The organism is Paenibacillus sp. CFBP 13594 (assembly GCF_014842675.1).
Classification (GTDB): domain Bacteria; phylum Bacillota; class Bacilli; order Paenibacillales; family Paenibacillaceae; genus Paenibacillus; species Paenibacillus amylolyticus_B.
Map to the genome: position 1 here is coordinate 62,932 of NZ_JACYVQ010000015.1, position 21,410 is coordinate 84,341.

Annotated in this window: 20 protein-coding genes and 1 pseudogene; 8 read left to right on the plus strand and 13 right to left on the minus strand. The window is 45.3% G+C overall.

Annotation, left to right across the window (positions count from 1 at the left end):
• Window positions 1-33 precede the first annotated feature (33 nt).
• The 4 genes from IFU39_RS29975 to IFU39_RS29990 all read left to right on the plus strand — a co-directional run bounded on the left by IFU39_RS29975 (window position 34) and on the right by IFU39_RS29990 (window position 4,465).
• Entirely contained in the window at window positions 34-747 is a 714-nt protein-coding gene (locus IFU39_RS29975) for a response regulator transcription factor (RefSeq protein WP_105600608.1), read from the plus strand.
• Window positions 740-2,695: an ATP-binding protein gene (locus tag IFU39_RS33485; protein WP_341074184.1), complete on the plus strand. Its 1,956-nt coding sequence runs from the start codon at window positions 740-742 to the stop codon at window positions 2,693-2,695. Before IFU39_RS29975 ends, IFU39_RS33485 begins: the two co-directional genes overlap by 8 nt.
• A gap of 260 nt (window positions 2,696-2,955) precedes the next feature.
• Window positions 2,956-3,921, plus strand: coding sequence for a YndJ family transporter (locus IFU39_RS29985; RefSeq protein WP_192136343.1), 966 nt, complete (start codon window positions 2,956-2,958; stop codon window positions 3,919-3,921).
• A 91-nt stretch (window positions 3,922-4,012) separates the two neighbouring features.
• The gene (locus IFU39_RS29990) at window positions 4,013-4,465 is read left to right on the plus strand and encodes a HEAT repeat domain-containing protein (protein WP_091012234.1); all 453 of its coding nucleotides are present in this window, start codon (window positions 4,013-4,015) and stop codon (window positions 4,463-4,465) included.
• A 217-nt stretch (window positions 4,466-4,682) separates the two neighbouring features.
• Here the strand turns inward: IFU39_RS29990 and IFU39_RS29995 are convergent, their stop codons facing one another.
• From IFU39_RS29995 to IFU39_RS30010, 4 genes are all read right to left on the minus strand, one after another.
• Entirely contained in the window at window positions 4,683-6,173 is a 1,491-nt protein-coding gene (locus IFU39_RS29995; RefSeq protein ID WP_192136344.1) for an aldehyde dehydrogenase family protein, read from the minus strand.
• Window positions 6,174-6,201: 28 nt separating this feature from the next.
• Entirely contained in the window at window positions 6,202-7,287 is a 1,086-nt protein-coding gene (locus tag IFU39_RS30000) for a 5-methyltetrahydropteroyltriglutamate--homocysteine S-methyltransferase (protein WP_192136345.1), read from the minus strand.
• Window positions 7,288-7,600: 313 nt separating this feature from the next.
• Window positions 7,601-8,182 carry a TetR/AcrR family transcriptional regulator gene (locus IFU39_RS30005; protein WP_192136346.1) on the minus strand — a complete coding sequence of 194 codons (582 nt, stop codon included), beginning with the start codon at window positions 8,180-8,182 and terminating at the stop codon, window positions 7,601-7,603.
• Between the two features lie 91 nt (window positions 8,183-8,273).
• A complete protein-coding gene (locus IFU39_RS30010) occupies window positions 8,274-9,284 on the minus strand; it encodes a fumarylacetoacetate hydrolase family protein (protein ID WP_192136347.1) in 1,011 nt (336 codons plus the stop codon).
• Window positions 9,285-9,449: 165 nt separating this feature from the next.
• Between IFU39_RS30010 and IFU39_RS30015 the strand changes: the two genes are divergently transcribed.
• Window positions 9,450-10,472, plus strand: a complete 1,023-nt coding sequence (locus IFU39_RS30015; protein WP_192136348.1) for an MBL fold metallo-hydrolase — start codon at window positions 9,450-9,452, stop codon at window positions 10,470-10,472.
• A gap of 273 nt (window positions 10,473-10,745) precedes the next feature.
• Here the strand turns inward: IFU39_RS30015 and pyrH are convergent, their stop codons facing one another.
• A complete protein-coding gene (pyrH, locus tag IFU39_RS30020; RefSeq protein WP_192136349.1) occupies window positions 10,746-11,483 on the minus strand; it encodes a UMP kinase in 738 nt (245 codons plus the stop codon).
• Between the two features lie 557 nt (window positions 11,484-12,040).
• Here pyrH and IFU39_RS33140 point away from each other — a divergent pair.
• Window positions 12,041-12,247 carry an IS110 family transposase gene (locus IFU39_RS33140; protein WP_341074295.1) on the plus strand — a complete coding sequence of 69 codons (207 nt, stop codon included), beginning with the start codon at window positions 12,041-12,043 and terminating at the stop codon, window positions 12,245-12,247.
• A 176-nt stretch (window positions 12,248-12,423) separates the two neighbouring features.
• Here the strand turns inward: IFU39_RS33140 and IFU39_RS30030 are convergent, their stop codons facing one another.
• Together IFU39_RS30030 and IFU39_RS30035 are read right to left on the minus strand one after the other, a co-directional pair.
• Complete coding sequence (locus IFU39_RS30030) at window positions 12,424-13,014, minus strand: YdeI/OmpD-associated family protein (protein ID WP_244661172.1); 591 nt, start codon at window positions 13,012-13,014, stop codon at window positions 12,424-12,426.
• Window positions 12,990-13,931 carry an alpha/beta fold hydrolase gene (locus tag IFU39_RS30035; protein ID WP_192136350.1) on the minus strand — a complete coding sequence of 314 codons (942 nt, stop codon included), beginning with the start codon at window positions 13,929-13,931 and terminating at the stop codon, window positions 12,990-12,992. Before IFU39_RS30035 ends, IFU39_RS30030 begins: the two co-directional genes overlap by 25 nt.
• 99 nt (window positions 13,932-14,030) lie before the next feature.
• Between IFU39_RS30035 and IFU39_RS30040 the strand changes: the two are divergent.
• Window positions 14,031-14,941: pseudogene (locus IFU39_RS30040) on the plus strand (helix-turn-helix transcriptional regulator).
• A 44-nt stretch (window positions 14,942-14,985) separates the two neighbouring features.
• On the opposite strand, the gene rlmH reads toward IFU39_RS30040, so the two are convergent.
• The 4 genes from rlmH to IFU39_RS30060 form a co-directional block, all read right to left on the minus strand.
• Window positions 14,986-15,465: a 23S rRNA (pseudouridine(1915)-N(3))-methyltransferase RlmH gene (rlmH, locus tag IFU39_RS30045; protein WP_091012223.1), complete on the minus strand. Its 480-nt coding sequence runs from the start codon at window positions 15,463-15,465 to the stop codon at window positions 14,986-14,988.
• A 673-nt stretch (window positions 15,466-16,138) separates the two neighbouring features.
• A complete protein-coding gene (locus IFU39_RS30050) occupies window positions 16,139-16,306 on the minus strand; it encodes a CxxH/CxxC protein (RefSeq protein WP_017691462.1) in 168 nt (55 codons plus the stop codon).
• Between the two features lie 334 nt (window positions 16,307-16,640).
• Window positions 16,641-17,165, minus strand: coding sequence for a hypothetical protein (locus tag IFU39_RS33145; protein ID WP_244661173.1), 525 nt, complete (start codon window positions 17,163-17,165; stop codon window positions 16,641-16,643).
• Between the two features lie 297 nt (window positions 17,166-17,462).
• Window positions 17,463-18,740, minus strand: coding sequence for a S1C family serine protease (locus tag IFU39_RS30060; RefSeq protein WP_192136351.1), 1,278 nt, complete (start codon window positions 18,738-18,740; stop codon window positions 17,463-17,465).
• Between the two features lie 717 nt (window positions 18,741-19,457).
• Here IFU39_RS30060 and IFU39_RS30065 point away from each other — a divergent pair.
• On the plus strand, window positions 19,458-19,670 hold the full coding sequence (locus IFU39_RS30065) for a hypothetical protein (RefSeq protein ID WP_036611899.1): 213 nt from the start codon (window positions 19,458-19,460) through the stop codon (window positions 19,668-19,670).
• Here IFU39_RS30065 and IFU39_RS30070 read toward each other — a convergent pair.
• Together IFU39_RS30070 and yycI are read right to left on the minus strand one after the other, a co-directional pair.
• Window positions 19,639-20,445: an MBL fold metallo-hydrolase gene (locus tag IFU39_RS30070; RefSeq protein WP_036671861.1), complete on the minus strand. Its 807-nt coding sequence runs from the start codon at window positions 20,443-20,445 to the stop codon at window positions 19,639-19,641. The genes IFU39_RS30065 and IFU39_RS30070 overlap by 32 nt on opposite strands.
• Before the next feature lie 6 nt (window positions 20,446-20,451).
• Window positions 20,452-21,195 (minus strand): two-component system regulatory protein YycI, encoded by a 744-nt coding sequence (yycI, locus tag IFU39_RS30075; RefSeq protein ID WP_017691456.1) that lies wholly within the window; start codon window positions 21,193-21,195, stop codon window positions 20,452-20,454.
• Between the last annotated feature and the right edge of the window lie 215 nt (window positions 21,196-21,410).

A 21,410-nucleotide genomic window follows, 5' to 3' on the forward strand; every position in this document is an offset into this window, starting at 1 on the left:
TTTAAGGAAGATACAGGAATCAAGGGAGGATCTATGGCGGAAAGCACAATTCTAATGGTGGATGATGAAGCGGAAATTATCCAATTAATGAGTATTTATTTCAATAACGAAGGTTACAAGCTTCTGCAAGCAGCGAATGGGATGGAGGCGCTGAAGATTCTGCAGACCAAGCAAGTTGATCTAATTGTACTGGATCTAATGATGCCCAAGATGGATGGTTTGCAGGCGTGTATGAAAATACGAGAGACGAATCCAATTCCCATCATTATGCTGTCCGCTAAAAGCCAAGATATCGATAAAATATCAGGCCTCAGCATCGGCGCTGACGACTATGTAACCAAACCATTCAACCCGCTCGAGCTGATCGCACGGATCAAGTCGCAGCTTCGAAGAATGAACCAGTTCAACTCCGTTTTGGGCAATGCGAACGAAATACATATCGAAAACGTAGTGATTAATAATGCATCCCACACGGTAACGGTCGATCAGCAGGAAATCAAATTGACTCCCCGCGAGTTCGCGCTCCTTCATATGCTGGCTGTCAATAGAGGGATGGTGCTGAGTATGGATCGCATCTACGAAGAAGTCTGGAACGAGCCTTTTATGGAGTCGAAGAATAGCGTCATGGTTCATATCCGTAAGCTCCGTGAGAAGATAGAATCCAATCCACGTGAACCGCGGATCATTAAAACCGTGTGGGGGATTGGATACAAAATCGAAAGCGATTTAAAAGCAAGGGGTGAGTAGGATCCAACCACAGTGGCTGTATACGATTCGGTGGAGATTAATGCTGATCATGGTTGCAAGCCTGGTTTTAACAGGCGCAGCTATTTTTTTGGCGTATGTCATGGCGGGAGCGCTGCAAAAAATTGAATATGTGGCTGTCCCGATTAATTGGCTCATTGAGTATGCCGGGTCCGTTCGCGTGATGATCATAACCGGTATCGTTCTATTCCCCATTACTTTCTTCCTTGCCAGCCTCCGTTTGATTCGGGATTTACATGAAATTAACACCGGATTGCAGGAAATATCGGCAGGGCGGTTCGGGCAAGTTGTAAGGGTTAAGGGTAAGGATGAGTTAAGCGTCATCGCGGAGAGTATGAATCAATTGAGCAGCGAATGGGATCATTATCTTGCGGAAATCACAGCTAGTCTGGGGGAGATTGCGAGCGGGCAGTTTGACCATCAAATCCCGGAAATTGCCGATCATCAACTGGGAGAGGTAGCACTCAGCATCAACCGTATGAGTATGCAGTTGAAGCACTCGATTGCAGAGGAACGCAAGACGGAAAAGACCAAAAATGATCTGATCACCGGTGTATCTCATGACCTGCGAACTCCACTGACCTCGATTCTCGGTTTTCTCGAAGTCATTGAGAACGATCGTTATCAGGATGAGGTGGAGATGCGTTATTACGTCAACATTGCATATGAGAAATCTTTGGCGCTTCAGCGATTGATCGACGAATTATTCGAATATACACGGGTCAACAACGGCATGCCTCTGGAACTCAGCGAGCTTAATATGACCGGGTTAATTGGCCAGCTTGCCGAAGAATTCGTACCGATTACCGAGAGTGCAGGCATGGAAATTAGGCTGAACGTCCAAGAGGGAGACTTCAAAATTCAAGCGGACGGGGCATTGTTGGTACGGGCTTACGAGAATATACTCGCCAATGCCATCCAGTACGGGCGGACGGGCAAATATATCGATATTGATATTGCACAAGATGGAGATATGCTAGTTGTGCGAATCCAAAACTATGGAGTCCCCATTCCCGAGCGGGATTTACCCTTTATTTTCGATCGTTTCTACCGCGTAGACAGCTCCAGGTCGAAGCAGACCGGAGGTACAGGTCTCGGTCTCGCCATAACAAAAAGTATTGTCGAGGTGCACGGAGGAGGCATCACTGCGCACAGCAGCAAAAAGGCAACCTGGTTTGAAACACGGTTATCGAGGTTCGGACCTAATCAGACGCAAGTGGCTGTTGCGGAAGAAGTTCAAAACGAAATCAATCGGTTGCCGACCGTGCTTCCGGAACAAAACCTTTTACCAAAACAAAGAATATTTCCTTGGCTTCGACACCTGTCTCTCTCCAGGATAGCTGCTGTACCCATGATCTTGCTGCTCGTCTGTGCAGTGGTACTATTCAGTATGAAGAATTCATTTACCTCTAATCTCGTGGTGAAGTTACCTTCCGTCTTCTCTGAAAATGAAGATTCAACGTTGACGTCAACAAGCGGAAATAACGAGATGGCTTTAATAACAGGCAAGACAGACAAAGGCTATACACTTCTCATTCATGATTACCTTTTCGACGGTCAGAGCCTGAGTATCCAATACTCAATGAAGCATTCTAACCAGATATCGGAGTTGCAGTGGGTGAAAAAAAAATCGGTCAAGCCAACTTTTACTTTGGATGCTTCAACGATAAAGGCGGTTCCCGGCATCGCCACGGATTCAGGTGTAGTTTTGGCCAAAAACGGAACTATCCGATTTCACTTTACTGGGAGCTCGCCACCTCCAGACCAGTTCCTGTTGAGGATCAACGTAAACCAGTTAATCCTATCCGATGGCCCGGGTCAGCAGGATCTGCTCTCCGGAGACTGGAGCTTCGAAATTCCTGTGAAGAAAAATTATGAACGAAAAGCTAATGGTCAAAGCGCACCCTTACAGGATTCAACTGATTTTTGAAATTAATATTACATTTCAGTACCACTGAATTACAATAAGAGTATCGCCGGACAGACCTAGTAAAGGAAATCAGTATCGGTATGTTTAACCCTACAATATTAAGCCAGGAAGAAATTATATTCTTATTCATTCGATACCACAGCTCCTTTTCCTTTACTAAAGCACTGTTCATAATAATCCAGCTTTCGTCTTCTTGGGAAAATCATAGTACTGAACGGCAGACAGATCTTACGATAAACGTAGGTTAGAAAGGAAACCCCATGAATAGTTCCTTAAAGCAACTCATGAAATCACCCGCATTTCCCGGTGGAATCATAACCATTCTGATATTTTATCTGGATTACTTTCAATTCGAACTTGTTGAAAAATTTCTACTGTTTGCGGCTTTCGTCATTGTGCCTCTTGTGATTTCGCTTTTGAACCATGACGAAAAGAATACACATCAACGAGTGATTTATGCTGCTATGAAATGGCTTCAATTTCCCGCTGCGCTTTTTACTCTAGCTTCGGTAATGAGTAATAAGATGTGGGGGTTAGAAAGTACGGCAATCCCAGGAACTCTATCCCTTGGGTGGCTACTGTTCACCCTACTGCTTGGCATCTATGGCTTGGCCACGATTGTGAGCTCTAAAGGAAGAGCAGCAGAAGTAGCGATTGGCGCGGGGCTCGTTTATTTTTTTATCGGGGGCATATGGTTTACCTTATATCAATATCAATTGGACCTCTTCCAAGCTAATCCTGCAACGCACGCGTTAAGCTCGGTTCACTTTCATTTCTCATCTGCTATTGTTCCCATTTTTATTGGTGCACTGGGACGCATCATGACGAAAAAAAGCTGGTATCCCTGGGTCGTTGCCATCGATATCATCGGACCAATCTTGATTGCTATTGGTATGATTTTCTCCAAACCGATTGAATACGTCGGTGTTACTTTGTTCGCCTGTAATATTGTGGTTTACACCGCTTATCTCCTTGCTTACTTAAGAAAAAACACTTTGGATATTAAGGCGGCCTTCTTCTTAGGCCTTTCTTGCCTAGCCTTTTACACGGTTGTTGTCATTTCCATCTTCTATCCGTTACTGAAAAATATGTACTCCTTAACCATACTCGACTTCATTCCCATTTACGGATCTCTGCATGCGTTTGGCTTTGTCTTATGTGGACTAATTGGTTGGGTGTTTATGGTGGACTTCATTAAGGAAAAAGCTAACCAATCGGCTTCATAGGAGTAGTTTAGTCAGGTTCGTGCTATAATAGTGATCACATAAATAACATTCATCATTCTGCCGAGATGGCGATGATTAAGGAGATTGAATTTTGACGAACAACCATGATATTGGAGCAGTTAACGAACTACCGGAGAACTTTGAAGAGCTCAAACGAGCGGCTAATCGGACGTCAAGCTGGAGAGACAGACTGAATGCGGTGAACGAATTGGGGAACTGGAATACAGAACCTACCATTAAGTTGCTGCAGCATGTTTTGAAAAATGATCAAGTGTTTCAAGTGCGCGAAGCCGCATATCTCAAGCTGAACCAGTTGGATGAAGATGTACAAATGCCTGCCAAAAACAAAGGTGAGCTGTTTAAAGGGACTAACAAAATTTTGCTGCGGATCAAAAAAAGCCTTCCTGAAGGTCACACATTTGAGGAATTTAAGGAAAAACTGCAAAAGACACGTCTGGATCTCTATGATACTTACGAGGGCGACAAAGATGCTGAGTTCGACTCCTGGCTCCATGGAATTTGGGAGACACTAGGTAGAAGATAGCCGCGGTTCACCGTGTAATAGCTGAATACAAAGCCACTCCAAAAATGGAGTGGCTTCTTTATTTCTTCTGTGTCATCTCCATCAGATATGGTTTTTTTCTCTGAAAAAAGTCACCACTGACAAACTGATCTGACAAAAAAACGCCCTGTCTACTGATTCGTAAAAATCAGTAAACAAAGCGCAAAGTTAGAGCCTTTTTGAACAACCTCTATACCATTTATTCTGGTATATAAGGAAGATCCAGTGTCTTCGGAACGTTGATGACATGTTTTTCTGTATACGTGCGGATCCCTTCTGCGCCGTATTCACGGCCAATTCCCGATTGCTTGAAGCCACCGAAAGGGAACCGAACGTCGAGCCCCTGCACAGCAGCGGTATTGATCATGGTCGTTCCAGCTTCGAGTTGACGTGCGACGGAGATAGCATCCTCTTCTTTCCCCCACACAGAACTCGTCAATCCATATATGCTTTCATTGTGTAGATGAATAACCTGCTCTTCATCGTCAAATGGCAGAATCGGAACCGTAGGGCCAAACTGTTCCTCTACGACAATCGGATCATGAACATCGCAACCCAAAACAAGCGTAGGTTGTAGGTAGTAACCTTGGTCAAACAGCTTCTGATCCAGAATTTGCCCGAGAGGGATGACCTTAGCCCCGCGCTTTTGCGCATCTTCAACCAAACCAAGCACAACATTTTTCTGCTTCAGGTTATTAACCGGACCTACCGTCGTATTTGAATCGAATGGATCACCAATTCGAATCCAGCGATTCGCCGCCTCTATATATTTTTCCACAAACTCATCATAAATAGAACGGTGTACATACACACGTTTGGCGATCATACAGATCTGTCCTGTTGTTAAGAAATTAGAAATGACAATCCGTCGCATGGCTCGCTCATCATGAACATCAAAACTTTCCAAGAAGATCGCCGCATCATTGCCACCAAGCTCAAGCGTCATATCCTTAATCGTTTCCGAAGCTGCTTTGATAATATGCTTAGCGGTTGCGGTTCCACCTGTGAAGGCGATCTTCGTAACATGAGGATTGGTAGTCAGTTCAACGCCCACATCCGCATCACCATGAACGACATTGATTACACCAGCCGGGAACTCACTCGCAATAATCTCGGCCACTTTCGCTGCAGCCAGTGGCGCAAATGGACTAGGTTTAAGTACAATCGTGTTGCCCGCAAGTAAGGCAGGAGCAATCTTAATCGTAGATAAGGCAATGGGGTAGTTCCATGGACTAATCGCTGCAACCACACCCATTGGATCATAGGAAAGAATGGTTTTACCATTCTCATGCGTTTTGATCTCTTCCTGTAGAGCCGATGTAACTTCATTACAAGCAAACTCCATCCACATTAGCGAAACATAAATTTCGCCGTGTGCATCATAAAGGGGCTTGCCATGCTCTCTAGACAGCAAATGTACAATTTCATTCTCAGCTGCTCTAATCTTCTCGATCGCCTTGCGCATCATAATAATGCGTTCGTCAATCGAGGTCTGCTTCCATGTTTTAAAAGCCCCTGCCGCCGCTTCAATCGCTTCAACGGCTTGTTCTTTCGTAGTGACAGGGAAATAGCCTACGATCTCAGTTGGGTTGGCCGGATTCTCTTTTGCTACCTGCGAAAGGGATTTTACATTCTGACCATTAATGAACGCTTCAACTATAATTGTCTCTTGGTCTGCTTGAATTGTCATTTTACATCCCCTCCGTTATTTAAATGGATTAATTCCAAACTTCTTCTGCAATTTCCTTAACGTAACGAAGTTTACGCCATTGTTGTTCTTCCGTTAAAATATTGCCTTCTTCTGTAGACGAAAAACCACATTGCGGGCTCAAACATAGTTGCTCAAGTGGTACATAGGTTGCCGCCTCTGCAATCCGAGCTTTAATTTGTTCTTTATCCTCTAACTCGCCTGTTTTTGATGTGAGTAAACCAAGCACAATTTTCAAATCTGTTCGATTCACATATTGTAATGGCTCGAAGCCACCTGAGCGCTCATCATCAAATTCCAAGAATAATCCATCTACGTTTAAGCCTCCAAAGATAACTTCAGAAGCGTACTCGTAACCACCGGTTGAGAAATAGTTTGATTTATAGTTACCTCGACAAATATGCATCGTCACAACTAAATCTGCCGGTTTATGAGCCAAAGTTTCGTTAATCATTCGCTGCATCGTTTTCAACTCTTCTGCCGGTTCCAGACCTTTAGCACGTAGCTTATCGTGACCAGCTTCTGAGAATAGGTCTGCCCAAGCGGTATCATCTAATTGCAGGTATCTACATCCTGCATCATAGAAGGCTTGAATGGCTTTTTGATACGCCGCAATTGTATCCTGAAGGAATTGTTCTCGGTCCGTATAGACATTGGCGCCATTTTCCAATCGATATAGAAGCATGTTTGGACTTGGAATGGTCTGTTTCGCCACTGCGTCACCTGCATGCTTTTTCAAAAACTCAAAATCCTTAACAAAGGGATGACTCGAGAAATCAACTTTACCAACAACACGAATCCCGCCCTTGCGAGTTTGCATATTATGGAATTTTGGTCCGTCTATTTGCTCATACAACTCTACGCCATCCAAGCCACTCAGAAAATCAAAATGCCACCAGCTTCTGCGGAATTCACCATCCGTAACGGCCAATACGCCATTTTCCTTTTGCTTTTCAATAATTCGAATAATCTCTTTATCTTCTATAGCTCTTAATTCTTCATATGTGATGTTGCCTGATTTATATTGTTCACGTGCCTGACTTAAGTTTGCAGGGCGTAGAAAGCTACCTACATGATCATTACGAAATGGTATCATAACTATTTCTCCTTCTAACTTTTTGGTTCACTGAGTATAGCATGATTGGAAAAATAGTATGTTATATGAAAAATGCATGGCTGGTTATAGCTTTTAATAATAGCTAAAAGACTTTAATACGCAAAAATCCACAACCTTCTATGGTAGTGGATTTATAGGTTGGAGCGAAGTGCAGTGGTCATTCGTTTCACTTGAATCTTACTAGGAGGCTTTAACATGACGACAGAGCGCAACCAACGAGGATGGAACAAACTAATGGAAGTAGGCGGAGGCGGAAAGCAGTCTTAGGCATATTTATATAAATCAACAAAGCTTATGACTGAGACAAAATTCCTTTAACAAACAATGAGACACTGTGTTTGTAGAACTCTTCCTCGGTGACGAGTTGGAACTGATATTGCTGGTGAATCAGCTCGCTCATCTGAAATCCGTAACACATCGAGAGAAAAGACATAGCGGTAAGACGTTCATCCTGTCTAGCTATAACTTTTTTCTTCTGCAGGCGTTCAAAATATTCAACCAGCAAGGAGTGCAGCTTCACTGGCGGATCGGCCAGCACTCTGTCCAATTCGGGAAGCATTCCTTTGTCACGGATGCCAATCAAAATGATGTCCGCATTTTTATGGAAAAACAAACGGTACTGCTGGCTTACATTCAGTAGATCGACTTCCGGATTATCGGTCGCGTCCTCTTTTAACAGCTTCTCAAATTGCGGGATATCTGCATGCCTTTCAACGATGGCTTCCAATATGCCTTGCTTGCTTCCAAATTGCCGAAAAATCGTAGATTCATTGACTTTAGCTTCCGTTGCAATGGCTTTGGTGCTTACTCCCCGATAGCCCTTCTTTTTGATGAGCCGCGTCGCGGCTTCAATGATTCTGTCTGAAGTATTCATTGTATTTCTCCTTTTTGCATATGTTAAGCCTATTCTACTACAAGTTTTGCATATGCAGCAGGGTCGGGGTTAGTCTTTCAAAGACGTTGATTTAAGGAAAATCGCTTCTTTTTTCCCAGCGGCTTGGTTCCGTAATCTTGACATGTTCAGGCACAAATTGCGTCAGCGTTCCTAATTTATCGAATGTAATCTGGATTCGGTCAGAGGGCAACAACCATTGTTCGGTCTCGATTGCGCAGCAATCTGGTATCGTCCCCATACCTATAATCGTGCCCGGGAGCGGCGTGAAAACTTTGAGAACCTCCTCCATCACTTTCCCAGGGTGTGCAGAATACTCGGAAGTGCTTCCCTTCCAGTGCAGTCTCTCTCCGATGCGTACATCCACATCTAGTGCCAGCGGGTTGTCGATTTCATCCGGCGTAACCAGAAATGGTCCTATTCCTTTGCTGCGATCAAAATCTTTGCAGCGCGTCGGTCCGGTCAATGCCTGGAAATCCGGCCACTGCACATCACGGACAGTACTGTCGTTAAAAATAACATAACCTGCGATGCAATTCCCCTTCCCTGTAACAAAGGCCAGTTCCGGCTCGATATCCAGGTATGAAGAGTATGATGGCCAATGAATGGTATCGCCATCGCCAATTAAAGCATTATGGTTACACTTGTAATAACTGAAATTCACTTTATTCGGATCTTGCTGGAATTTTTCGGCGATTTTTTGTTTAAGCTCTTCTCTTTCCGGCCCTGTATATTCTCTTTGCAGCAGATTTACGCCAGCATTTCTTAGATGTCTTGGCGTCAGCCCGAAATCGATAAGCGCAGCCAGATTCGGAACCGGCGGCAGCAGTTTTACCGCTGCAATCGGACAGATTTCATTTTCATTGAATTGATGCGACTGTTCGACAGCATATTGCATCAATTCCTTAGCGGCAGCATAACTTGCCGGTAAATAATGAAGATAGCTGTCCATACTTTCAAGACTGTCAGAGAATGTTCCCTGCTTTTTCATGATTGCAGCAAAAGAAACGACAAAGTTCTCGTTAATTACGACCCCAAACAAAGGTACCTGGGATGTCTTGGTTTGAAAGGTTACTAGCTTCATGTTGCATTGCCTCCATCCATGTAGTGTGATGTTGTTCTGTTACGATCATAAATCATAGAGTAAATGCATGCAAGCACTCGCTTGCATTTATGTTTTCCATTCTCTATACTACAGACATAGTCAGTATGCCTTATCCCAAAAACATATACCTAAAGGAGAATTTTCATGAAGTATGGACGTATTATCCAAAAACCTCGCGTTAAATTTTTTGAAGTCGCAGATGGCGTCTTTGCCGGTATTTCGCCGTATCGCGGCATCAGTTGGGCCAATGCCGGGTTCATCAACAAGGGTGAAGGGCTGGTGTACGACACGTTTTTCGATTTGTTCCATGCGCGGGAAATGCGGGAGGCTTTTAAGGAAGTAAGCAACGGCGGCTCTCCCGCATATGTGGTGAACTCGCACTATAACAGCGACCATGCCTGGGGAAACAAAGTGTTTGAAGATGCTTGCATTATTATGCACAAGGAAGCATCCAGAGAGCGTCTCACCGAAAATATCACCTGGATGGACAACGTCATCAGAAGAGGAAAGGATTCTAAGGAATCGACTTCGGGAGAGCGGTTTTTTGCAGCGGAATTTGAAGGATTCAACCTGGAAGGCGTAGAATGGGTACACCCGAATATTGAGATAAAGGACGATATCAGCATCCGTCTAGACGATACGGAAGTCTTGATTTACAACGTAGCTCCGGCCCACTCCGACAGTGACTTGCTGCTGTGGATGCCAAAAGAAAAAGTACTGTTCGCCGGCGATGTCGTGTTTAACGGTTGTACGGCATACAGCGAAGAGGGAACCCTCAATTGGGTTAAGGTGCTTGATCGCATTATTGATGAAATTAAACCCAAAATCGTTGTTCCAGGACATGGCGCCATCTGCGGCCTGGACTTCGTGAAGGAGCAGAGGGAATACCTCCTGAACCTTATCAGCGAGTTCAACAAGCATTACAATGACGAAATTGATTCCTTGTCCCTGACCAAGCAAATTGATATTTCCCGCTTCCTTCATTGGATTCAGCCAGAACGCTTGTATGTTACAGTGGATATCCTATTGAAAAGCAAACGAGGGTTATCACCCCTTCCAACTTGGAACGAGGTGCCTGCTAAGCTGGAAGACATGAAAGCTTTTTTGGCCGGAAAATATGGCAATCAGATCAAGCCATGGGACCCTATGAGCGTTTGGCAAGAATAGCAATTCGAAGCTAGCGTACGAACAACAAAAAACGGCCCTGTCGCAAACGATGCGAACAGCGGCCGTTTTTTTCAATTGTTCCACGGAAATAGAATCGACGCTTAGAACCAATTATGAAGATAAAATGGATATGGCTGATTGATTCCTTGGTTTACGCAATCAAATGCTTTTATTCCCAAATTTTCGCTGTCACTTATAGTATGGTTCACCGTGATGTATCTAAGCACAAAGTACAGTTTGACCACAACATATAGAGTATATTTCTAACATATTTCATTCTAACTCTGAAACTGATTCGCCACTAATTATCGTACCGTTATTCTTACCTTCACAAATTTCTTTCATCGAGCCTGGTTTATCGAAGTTAAACACATGCATTGGCAGATTGTAGTCTCTTGCTAAAATGAAAGCTGATTGGTCCATTACCTTTAAGTTGTGTTTTAAAACGTCATTGTAATGAAGCGAATGAAATTTCCTTGCATCTTTATCAAATTTAGGGTCTGCATTGAGGACACCATCAACACCTTGCTTAGCAACTAATAAAGCGTCACAATTAACCTCGATGGCTCTTTGTACTGAAGGATAGTCTGTTGTAACGTAAGGTTGACCGTTCCCCCCTGCAAAAATTACAATATAGCCTTTTTCTAGATGGTGGATTGCTCTTAGACGGATGTATGGTTCTGCAACTGAAGTAATAGGTATTGCCGTCATTACTCGTACTTCCTTTTTGGTCTTGGCTTTAAGAACTCCACGAAGCATTAAACTATTTACTACAGTCGCAAGCGTCCCAATGTTATCAGCTTCTGCCCTTTCTATCCCCCAGCTTTCCGCCATATTACCTCTGAAAATGTTACCCCCACCTATAACTAACGATACTTCAACGCCTAAATTTACTACTGACATAATTTCATCCGCAATATGGTCTAACCTTTCTGGCTCAAATCCAAACTCGGTATTACCAGCTACTGCACCACCACTTAGTTTAATAAGAACTCTTTTGTACCTTATCAACTTTTACACCATAGGCTCAAACTGGAGAACAACGCGGGGAGCGAATTCCGTTTGGGCAGGCACCTTTCGTGGGATGTGACGAGGATGCTCCACTCAAAAAGCAATTGCCCTGGGTACTTTTTCAGCATATATACAAACCCAAGCCCCACAAAGAATTCCACAAAAGGACTTGCCCGCGTTTGTGGTATGGTTCCCCGCGTTTGATCTTCAACTCTCCTGCCCGTTCGTATTATGAGATCAACCAGTTCTTTCTGGTTGATCCTTTTTCATTTGCATAGAGGATTAAAGTAGCCTGGTCGAACGTACCTGCCCGTGGGACTTGATCCCGAGAGCTATAATGTTCACCCCTACTTGTCATGACCATGATTGAGGCTGGTTGGGACGTAAGATCCCGTATAACAAGCGATGCTATGGAGCGACAAGAGATCAACCTTAGGGGATGCCGGTGAATCTACACTTACAAGGGGAGATGAAATGAATCCAATTATCGGTCTAGATATTTCTAAGAAGAAATCCATGGACAAGCCTTTCTAGAGCGCGGAAAGCCATTCCAAGGGATATTCCACTTCGAGCACACTCGAGATGGTTTAGCAAATTTCCTTCAAGCTTTAACAGAAGTTGAATTTGCATCTCAACAACGTCCTTTGCTTATTCTAGAAGCAACCGGTCATTATCAAAGTCCCGTAGTTCAGTTCCTAGAGGAACATCATTATATTTATATTGTTATTAATCCGCTCATCTCAAATCGGCTTAGGAAGTCTTAACTTAGCGATTTGATTTGTGCCTCGCATTTAAAACGTTCTGACTTTTGATGAGAATTAAACCCTAATTGATTGAGAAATACAGTAGCTCCTCTCTCCTAAAGATCAGGGAAACAATAGACCCAGATTTATGCAGTACCAAAAATCCTTTTAACAATTCTTTTGTTATTTATATTTCCTCATTCTGTAATATTTTTTTTGCAATGTTGAAATTTTAGCCCCTCTTCAGATGAAGCGATCAATATTCCAAGCCTTCTTAAGCGTGTTTCTTCTTTCTTGGCGCTCATTACCCACCAGATAGAATCTCTTTTATAGGATGGTGATAAATTAGTGAAGAATAGCCAGGCTGTTTGATTTGCCTTGATTTGTTCTTCATATTCTTTGGCAAGTTCCACGTTTCTTTGTTCAGAGGAATAGCCTTGTGCATCGGTTCTGTTGTTAAAGACGTGGATTCCTTCTGGTCTCATCTTTCCAAGCTGTATTAGTGCTTTTACCTTCTTTACGTTCACAGCACTCCATACACTATTTACTTTGCGCGGAGTAAAGCGAATCTTATAGCTTTGTTTATCAATGGTTTTTCGTATACCGTCAATCCACCCAAAACAAAGAGCGGCATCTACTGATGCAGACCAAGTAAGGCTTGCACGCCCTGTACTTATCCCAAAATAGCCCACCCAAATTTCACTAGCTTCAGCATGATGTTCTTCTAACCAATCATTAAACTCTTCTTGGTTGTTGAAAAACACTACATCTCCCATTGTTCCAGCCATTTTAAAATCGCTTGGTTTGTTTCTTCCGGCTTTTCTTCCTGGATCCAATGACCGCAATCCAGATTGACCACTTCCACATTGGGCACGAACTTTGTCAGGTTTTCAGACTTCGCAACCACATCCCGGTCGCCGTAGATCATGAGGGTCGGCTGCTGGATGATTGGGTTCACTTTCGCCAATAAGCGCCAGTTGCGGTCAAGGTTCCTGTACCAATTTATGCTGCCCGTGAACCCTGATGTTTCAAAAGCGGAGACGTAAACGGCCAGCTCGCTTTCGCTCAATATGGGCTCACCGAGCGGTGTTTCTGCTCTGGCGAGATTGATCAACGCCATACCTGGCTCAGGTGCTCTGAGAGGCTCGTTCTTCCGGTACAGGTTGCGAAGGAACCTGTATGTATTGTCTTCGAATACGGCGTCCGCGACGCCTGGCTGTCGATTGAAGTGGACGAAATAGAAATCTCCGCCAAGTATTTCTTCCATGAACTCGATCCAGGGTTTTTCTCCGCGCTCTTGATAAGGCAAGCTCAGATTTATCACTTTATTGACGCGGTTTGGATGCAACAAGGTCAGTCCCCAAACGACGAATGCACCCCAGTCATGACCGACAAAGGTAGCATCCTCGTATCCATAGTGATCGAGAAGCGCGATGAGATCACCCGACAAGTGTTCAATGTCATAGTCTGTTACTTCGGTTGGACGGGATGAGTTGCCGTAACCCCTCTGGTTGGGAACGATGACATGGTAGCCTGCTGCGGCAAGTGCGTCCATCTGATGGCGCCAAGAATAGGCATGCTCTGGCCAGCCGTGGCAGAGTACAATAGGTTTTCCAGCGTTTTCTCGGCCTGCTTCAAACACTTCGAGTTCCACACTGTTGACTGAAATAAGGCTGGGCTTGGGAAAATCGGTTGGATTAAACATTGAATTAAAACCTCCTTCTTGTGATACATGTAGTATAATGGATAAAAGGTGACACCTTAGTGTCACCTTTATAAAATCATGTAAAAAAAGAGGGCAATTATGAATAAAGTGGAGAGACTCATTTCGATTATCATGATATTGCTGAGGAAAGAGATTGTTTCTACAACGGAATTCTCACAACTATTCAATGTCTCCAAAAGAACGATCCTTCGCGATATGGAAACATTGAGCTTATCGAACATCCCAATCTACTCTGTCAATGGCGTCAAAGGCGGCTACGGCATAATGGACGAATACAAGGTCGATAAACGCCTTCTAAGCAGCACCGATTTACAGAATATATTGGCTGCGCTCGGCGGATTGGAACAACTCCTCCTTACTGAAGAAGTGGAAAGAACGATAAAAAAAATAGAGGCAATGGTTAGTCCATTGTCTCTGAATCGTTCCATTCAACTGTCGTTTATGTTTGGGAAGGTCGGTCCGAGATTCTTGAAACCTTAAAGATATGTCAAGAATCCATTTCTAAAAAAAGGCTGGTTTCGTTTGATTATACAGATAAAGACGGGGCTGTAACGAATAGAATGGTCGAGCCCTATGAGCTGCATTTCAACGAATCAAGTTGGTACTTGAAAGGATTCTGTTTACATCGACAGGGATATCGAACATTCAAGTTATCGCGGATCGATCATATTACGATGGATGAACGTACGTTTCATCCTAGAGACGATTGGTCAGAGCAAGGTCGCGTTGCAAGTTATCTACCGCAATTCGTCACGATTAAGGCATGGATATCGCCTAGCATAAAAGATCAAATCATCGAAAGGTATGGTCGAAGAAGTATTGAAGACCATAATGGTGGATCTTTATTAGCAACTATTTATGTCCCACAAAATCATATGGGATTTCAATTGTTAGCAAGCTTCGGCACTCATCTAAAAATTGTAGAGCCCAAGTCCTATGTTGAAGACTTTCGAAATTATTTATATCAAATGATGGAGAACTATTCCTGATATATTTAGCATTAAAGCTTCAACCTTCAACTCAACTTTTCGCCCTACTTGTGGTACGGTTCACCCCGATTTATCTTCACCGCGCGATAAATCTGCTCCACCAGCACCAGCCGCATAAGCTGATGCGGCAGGGTCATGCGCCCGAAGCTCAAGCGCTGCTTCGCGCGGCGCAACACCTCATCGGAGAGCCCATGGCTTCCTCCGATGACAAACACGACATGGCTCGTCCCATACGTGCCGAGCTTGTCGATCTCCAATGCCAGCTCCTCAGAACTCCAGAGCTGGCCATCCAATGCGAGCGCAACAACATGCGCCTCGCTCTTCACATGCGCGAGGATACGTTCGCCCTCGCGCTCTTTTACCGCCCGAACCTCAGCTTCGCTCAGGGTATCGGGCGCCTTTTCGTCTGCGACCTCGATCATCTGAAACTTGATGTACGGGGCGAGCCGCTTGGTATATTCCTGAATGCCCAGCGTCAAATATTTTTCCTTCAATTTGCCTACGCCAATAATCTGAATAAACATAACAATCCATTCCTCCTAAATTGTCTTACGAGATATTCTATAAGTAAGATGCTTCATCGCACCGTTCGTTCCAACTGTATTGTACCTATACTACACATTTCTCCAAATTCTAACGAACCCCACACCTTAATCAGCCCCATTTCGGCTTCTTTAAAATCTAACGAATCTGAAACACGCTATTCCGCACCCACCGAGCTCTCCCCACCACTTTCGAGGCCATTTCAGCAATATAACGTGTCTACGATTCGTTAGATTTCAACCAGGCGGTATTTGCCCCGAATAAGATCCGTCAGGTTCTTTAGAGTTACTCCGCCCCGCCACACCCACGTCCCTACCCACATCGCCGTCACCCTACGTCACTTTCCCCATGCCCCAGCGGCTTCCATTTTTATACCTACAACTTGCAAATTTACTACAACCTAGTTCAATCCCAACTCGGGACTCGGCACCTACCTACCTTAAGCTTCTTCTACTCTCGCCTACTCCCACGTTAACCCCTACTACCCTTGCCAAGCTCCACACAGCCTACCAACTACACTAATACCCCCACAAACACAAAAAGAGCGCTCATCACGCTCTCTTTGGCTTCTTGCTGTGATGTTCATACCGGATGGAAAGTCAGCCCGAAGTGCCACATTAAGCACGCCTCCAGCCGTCTAAGTCCTACAGTACGCTAAACGACGAGAAATTCCGCATGCTGTTCGCACTCTGCGCATTTCGCAGGCGGGTCCCAATCGGCAAATTCCGTCTCCTTCAGATCAACGATATCTGGAGCGTCCTCATACTCATCGACAAACATGTCGATGGCAATGTCCACGTGTTCTTTGCATACAACGTACATCCGTTAAGCATCCTTTCTGTAACCAGCTATGTTCCCGATTCACAACCGCTTATCCCATTACAGGATAGCCACTTCTCAGTTCTATCACACCTGCCACCGAAAAGAAACCCCCTGCCCTAATTTATCGTACCCAACATCTCCCAAACCCCTCCGTACGCCGTAAAAGAACACAAAAAGCATTCTTCCTGATACCTCCACGGTACCGAAAAGAATGCTCCTGTAACAGCAACAATCACTCAACATAGCGAATGAATCCTGCTCCTGTGCCTGAATTACGAAAACAGAGTTACTTGTCCCCTGTTCCATTCCATGAATTGTCTCTATTCCACGCTCTTTAATTCAATCCCGACTGTGCCTTCGTCAACAGCTTCCCGCCTTGAAAAGCAATAACAGCATTGGCACCATTGCCAGCTGTGCCTTTATAGTTGTAAACCACCATATTCTCCGCTTCACTCAGCGCTTCACCTTCGCCGCCGAGGATCTCGATGACATCTCCCACCGACATGCCAACCTCAAGCTTCTCATACTGGGCAAACGTAATCAGCACCCCATCGCCTTTACCGGCCGATCCGTTGTTTCCCGATGTTACAGGCGTTTGACCACCAGCCTGACCTACCGCAATCACATTTGTACTTAGCTCATTTAACTTGGCCTCAAGCTCTGCGATCTTTTGTTCCTGCTCACTGTTCTTGGCCCCCTGTTCCACCAGTTTCTTCTCTAAGCCAGTAATCTTCTCTTGCAGAGCACTTGTATCTACAGATGCTCCTGTCGTAGCTACCTCAGATCCACAGGCAGACAGCATAAACAGGGACAGCGCCAAGCTCGTTCCCCCAAGCATCTTTTTCTTCAAATGTTTCATCAAAAATACCCCTTCCATTCGGAAATAAAATTAGATCGACAAACAGATGTTATTGCATCAGCGACCGTCTCCAACATATTGACAACAGTTTACCACAGCCCTAGTCTTATGTATCTGCTCCTTTGGCTCCGGGTCTAACTGATCATGAGAACATAAAAATGGTTAATCTACTCATTTACTGTCGAATGCATACGTTCATCCATAATAACTAAAAAAGAGTGGTCAGTAGATCTGATCACTCTTCTAGCATTGCCCTATTTCAATCCACGCAACAGTAAAGGTTTCGTTGAACTTCCCTTATTCCGGTTTATCCGTCAGCTTCACCGATACTTTCTCCGCTTTGCCATCCCGGTAGAAGGTCACTTCAATCGTATCCCCAATCTTCTTCTCATCGTACAGATATTTCCGCAGATCCAGCGTGGAGCTAATTTTTTGCCCGTCAAATTCCGTAATGACGTCATTCAGCTTCATACCTGCATCAGATGCCGGACCGGATGCTTCCAGCACAACCACACCGCTGTCCACATGAGATGGCAGCTTCAGATCCTTACGCTGCTCGTCATCCAGTGGTGCATAAGGGTTGCTCAGATCAACCGTGTACACGCCCAGGTATGGACGAGATACTTTGCCGTTCAGTAGCAGGGAATCTACCGTTTTCATCACTTCGTTCATCGGAATCGCGAAGCCGAGTCCTTCAACCCCCGTATCCGAGATCTTCATGGTATTAATTCCTACGACTTTGCCGTTTAGATCAACCAAAGCACCGCCGCTATTGCCTTCATTAATCGCCGCATCCGTCTGGATCACGTTTTGCTCCCAGTCGTACACGCCGTCCTGATTAATCGATACAGGCAGAATACGATCCGTGTAACTGACAATTCCGGATGTCAGCGTACCGCCAAGACCGAGCGGGTTCCCGATCGCCAGCACCGTTTGACCGCGCTGAAGTTTGCTGGAATCACCGATCTCCGCCACTGCACCCAGCCCTTTATCTTCTGCGGATAGTACCGCAATGTCACTTACCCGGTCTTTACCAACCAGCTTCGCTTTGTGTGTCTCCCCATCTACGGTCACAATCTCCAGATCACTCGCACCCTCCACGACGTGGTGGTTGGTCATGATGTAGGCCTTGCCATCTTCCTTCTTGAAAATGACCCCTGAGCCCAGCGCCGAATCTTCCATCGATAGACTGCTACCCGTTTTATGGTTCACAATGCTCACCACGGAAGGACGAACATGGGCTGCTGCCTGGATAATCCGGTCGTATGGATCAGCTGCCTGCGCTGTCTGTGCACCGCCTCCACCACCGTTGCCTGTAGCATTCGCCAGCGGTAACGATGTGGGCTGTGTGATGAAGCTAAACAGCATGACGGTCACGATGGAGCTGATCACCGAGCTAATCACAGCTACCTTCACTGTGGAACTGATTCCCGTACGCGATCTGCGCGGATTGCTCCAGCGGTCACGTCCACGTGCTCTGCCCCCAGGGCGGATGATCTGAAGTTTGCCTTTCTGTTCAGGTTCGGCGCGTCTTGATACTTTGGTTGAATAAAAATCGTCTCCAAACAATCCCATCGTGATCCTCTCCCCTTCGTTGTCACGCATCAAGACCCTGACTGCCGCCTAAGTTGTCGCATGGATCAACGATGGAGTTCTCACATACACCACTCCGCCAACAGACGAACCTTCCGATCGCAGTTACTCACAAATTTTTTTGCTCCCCTCTTCCAAGGTAAAAATTTGTTCCTAAAGGCGAACACTTTGTTTCTTCAGGTTTCTTCTGTCGTCTTCGTTACGTGAAGACTCCAACGGTTTCCCATGCTTTTTTGCAATTTTATAAAATGGTCTTGCATATCGCCGCATCCCGGCATCAAATCAAGATACAGCGTCTATGTACAACAGAACGGACACGCCATTCTGTCAGTGACTCTATCAATCATGCTCTCGCATTCTATGACATGCCATTTCACACGCAAAACAGCCAAAATCACAATGCTCCTCATATACTAAACACGTCAAATCACAAAAAGTTGCATATTTACGAAAATTAAAGCAAATTTCCGCTATAACGCGCTTAACAATAAAGGTCCATAGTATCTATCACCACAAAATCCGGTCCGCTAAGCGCCATTTTGGTTAAATTTGAAGAACTTTTTCACCCCTGCATCGTCACAGGTTCAGCATACACGTCTCATCACACAAATGTTAGCGGCAAAAAGAGGAATGTTTTCCATCAAGCCTGACTACAATAATAGTAAAAGACAATTCGAAGCTTCATAGAGGAGGATATATATGGATCGCACACGTACACTCACAGCCATGGATGAAGTTCATATGGCGGCCAAGCTGGCCGATCTCAAGGAAGAACACTATCGCAATACCCTTGCACTCAGTACCATCATTGAACTGCTTATTGATAAAGGCATCCTGACCCGCGAGGAAGTTGAGCGCAAAGCCGCCGAACTGGACAGCTTTATGGCTCACCCACCCTATCCCATGGCGTAGGACGGTCGTAATACGTATCACAGAGTTTGAACTCATGATCCCGGTAAAAACATCCACGGCTCTCCATCGCGTCGCGCACCGACATTTTCGCCAAGTCCATCATATTATGATCTCGGCTAAGATGTGCCAGATACGTGCGCTTGATGCGTCCGTTCATCAGTTCACTAAGCGCTGCTCCTGCTGCTTCGTTCGACAAATGCCCAATATCGCTCAAAATTCGGCGCTTGGTGTTCCACGGATAACGCCCCATACGCAGCAATTCGACATCATGATTCGCTTCCAGCACCAGTACGTCAGAATCAGAGATGGCATCGCGAACCTTGTCGCTCATGTACCCAAGATCTGTTGCAACAGACAGCTTCTCCGTACCATCATCGAACGTATACCCTACCGGCTCAGCTGCATCATGCGATATCCCGAAGGATTCCACGCGCAGTGACCCAAAATCATGCTTTTCACCCGTCTCAAATACCCTCCGGTTTTCCTCTGGAATCGCCCCAACCGACTTCTCCAGTGCCGCCCACGTATTCAGATTCGCGTAGATTGGTAAATTATATTTCCGAGACATCGCGCCTAGTCCTTTAATGTGATCGGAATGTTCATGTGTAACCAGAATCCCGTCCAATTCTGCCCCAGAAATCTCCCTTTCCTGAAACAGTGCATCCAATCGCTTCGCACTAAGACCCGCATCAATCATGAGAGAGGTACCCCCATGCTGTATGACTGTGGCATTACCTGTCGAACCGCTGGATAACACGGTAAAATATATCCCCATAACGCATTACTCCCCTGGTTTGTCTGTCTTGGGACTGAATACATCCCCACTGATGCCCTGCACGTACAACACTTCGCCACTTTCCAGCACGAACCGCCATGCCGGCATCGCTACCTGTATATCTGAATTGAACAACTGGCCGTAATAGCCCAGCTGAATATCTTTGACAATTGCATCATTTGGCAAAAAGTTCTCGATCAGCGTTCCCAGCGCCTTCGACGCCGGAAGCACCTGCTGATCGCTCTCCTCTGCGGTTGTAATCCGCACTGGAGTTTGACGGTAACCTGTTATTTTCTGGTCGCTGTAGAACAGCTCCAGACTCACATTGAAGAGCGGCCATTTGCCATCCACCAGTGGGTGAAGTACAAAAGCTCCATCCTCGGCCATCAGCTGATCCAGCCGGTATGTGCCGATCTGTGGAATCTCTCGCTGTAAAGCATCTTCCAGCTCACTCTGCGAGAAGATCAATTTGCTATCTACAGGCTGTTCCAGCTCCATATCCACACCAGCCTTGTCCTCTTCAATGAACTCATAGGACAACTTCGGCAGCTTCGGCGTTTCATTCGGAATCGGAGCCAGCACCTGGATGCCCTTCTCTTCCATCGCCTGCTGTGTATTATCTGCCAGTGAGGTGAAGTCCAGATTGGCTCCGGCCGTCTCTCGTGCATCCATCCAGATCTGGTAACCCAGCACCAGATTGAGCAGCAGAAAGGCATAGATCAACACATTTTTCGCCCGTCCCCAATCCATAACATTCACCCCCTAAACTAGCTGCTTGCAATACTTTCTCAAGTTGCCTACACCTTCCACCGGAACTGGCCGTTTATAGCCTTTGAACTTAAAGCTATACGATAACGGAGAGGGCAGAAATAACCTGAAGAAGCGGAGCGTTCGCCTTTACCACCAGATTTCTCCCGTGTTAAAAGGGAATTCAAGAAATCTGGGGGTAACAGCGATCGAAAGGT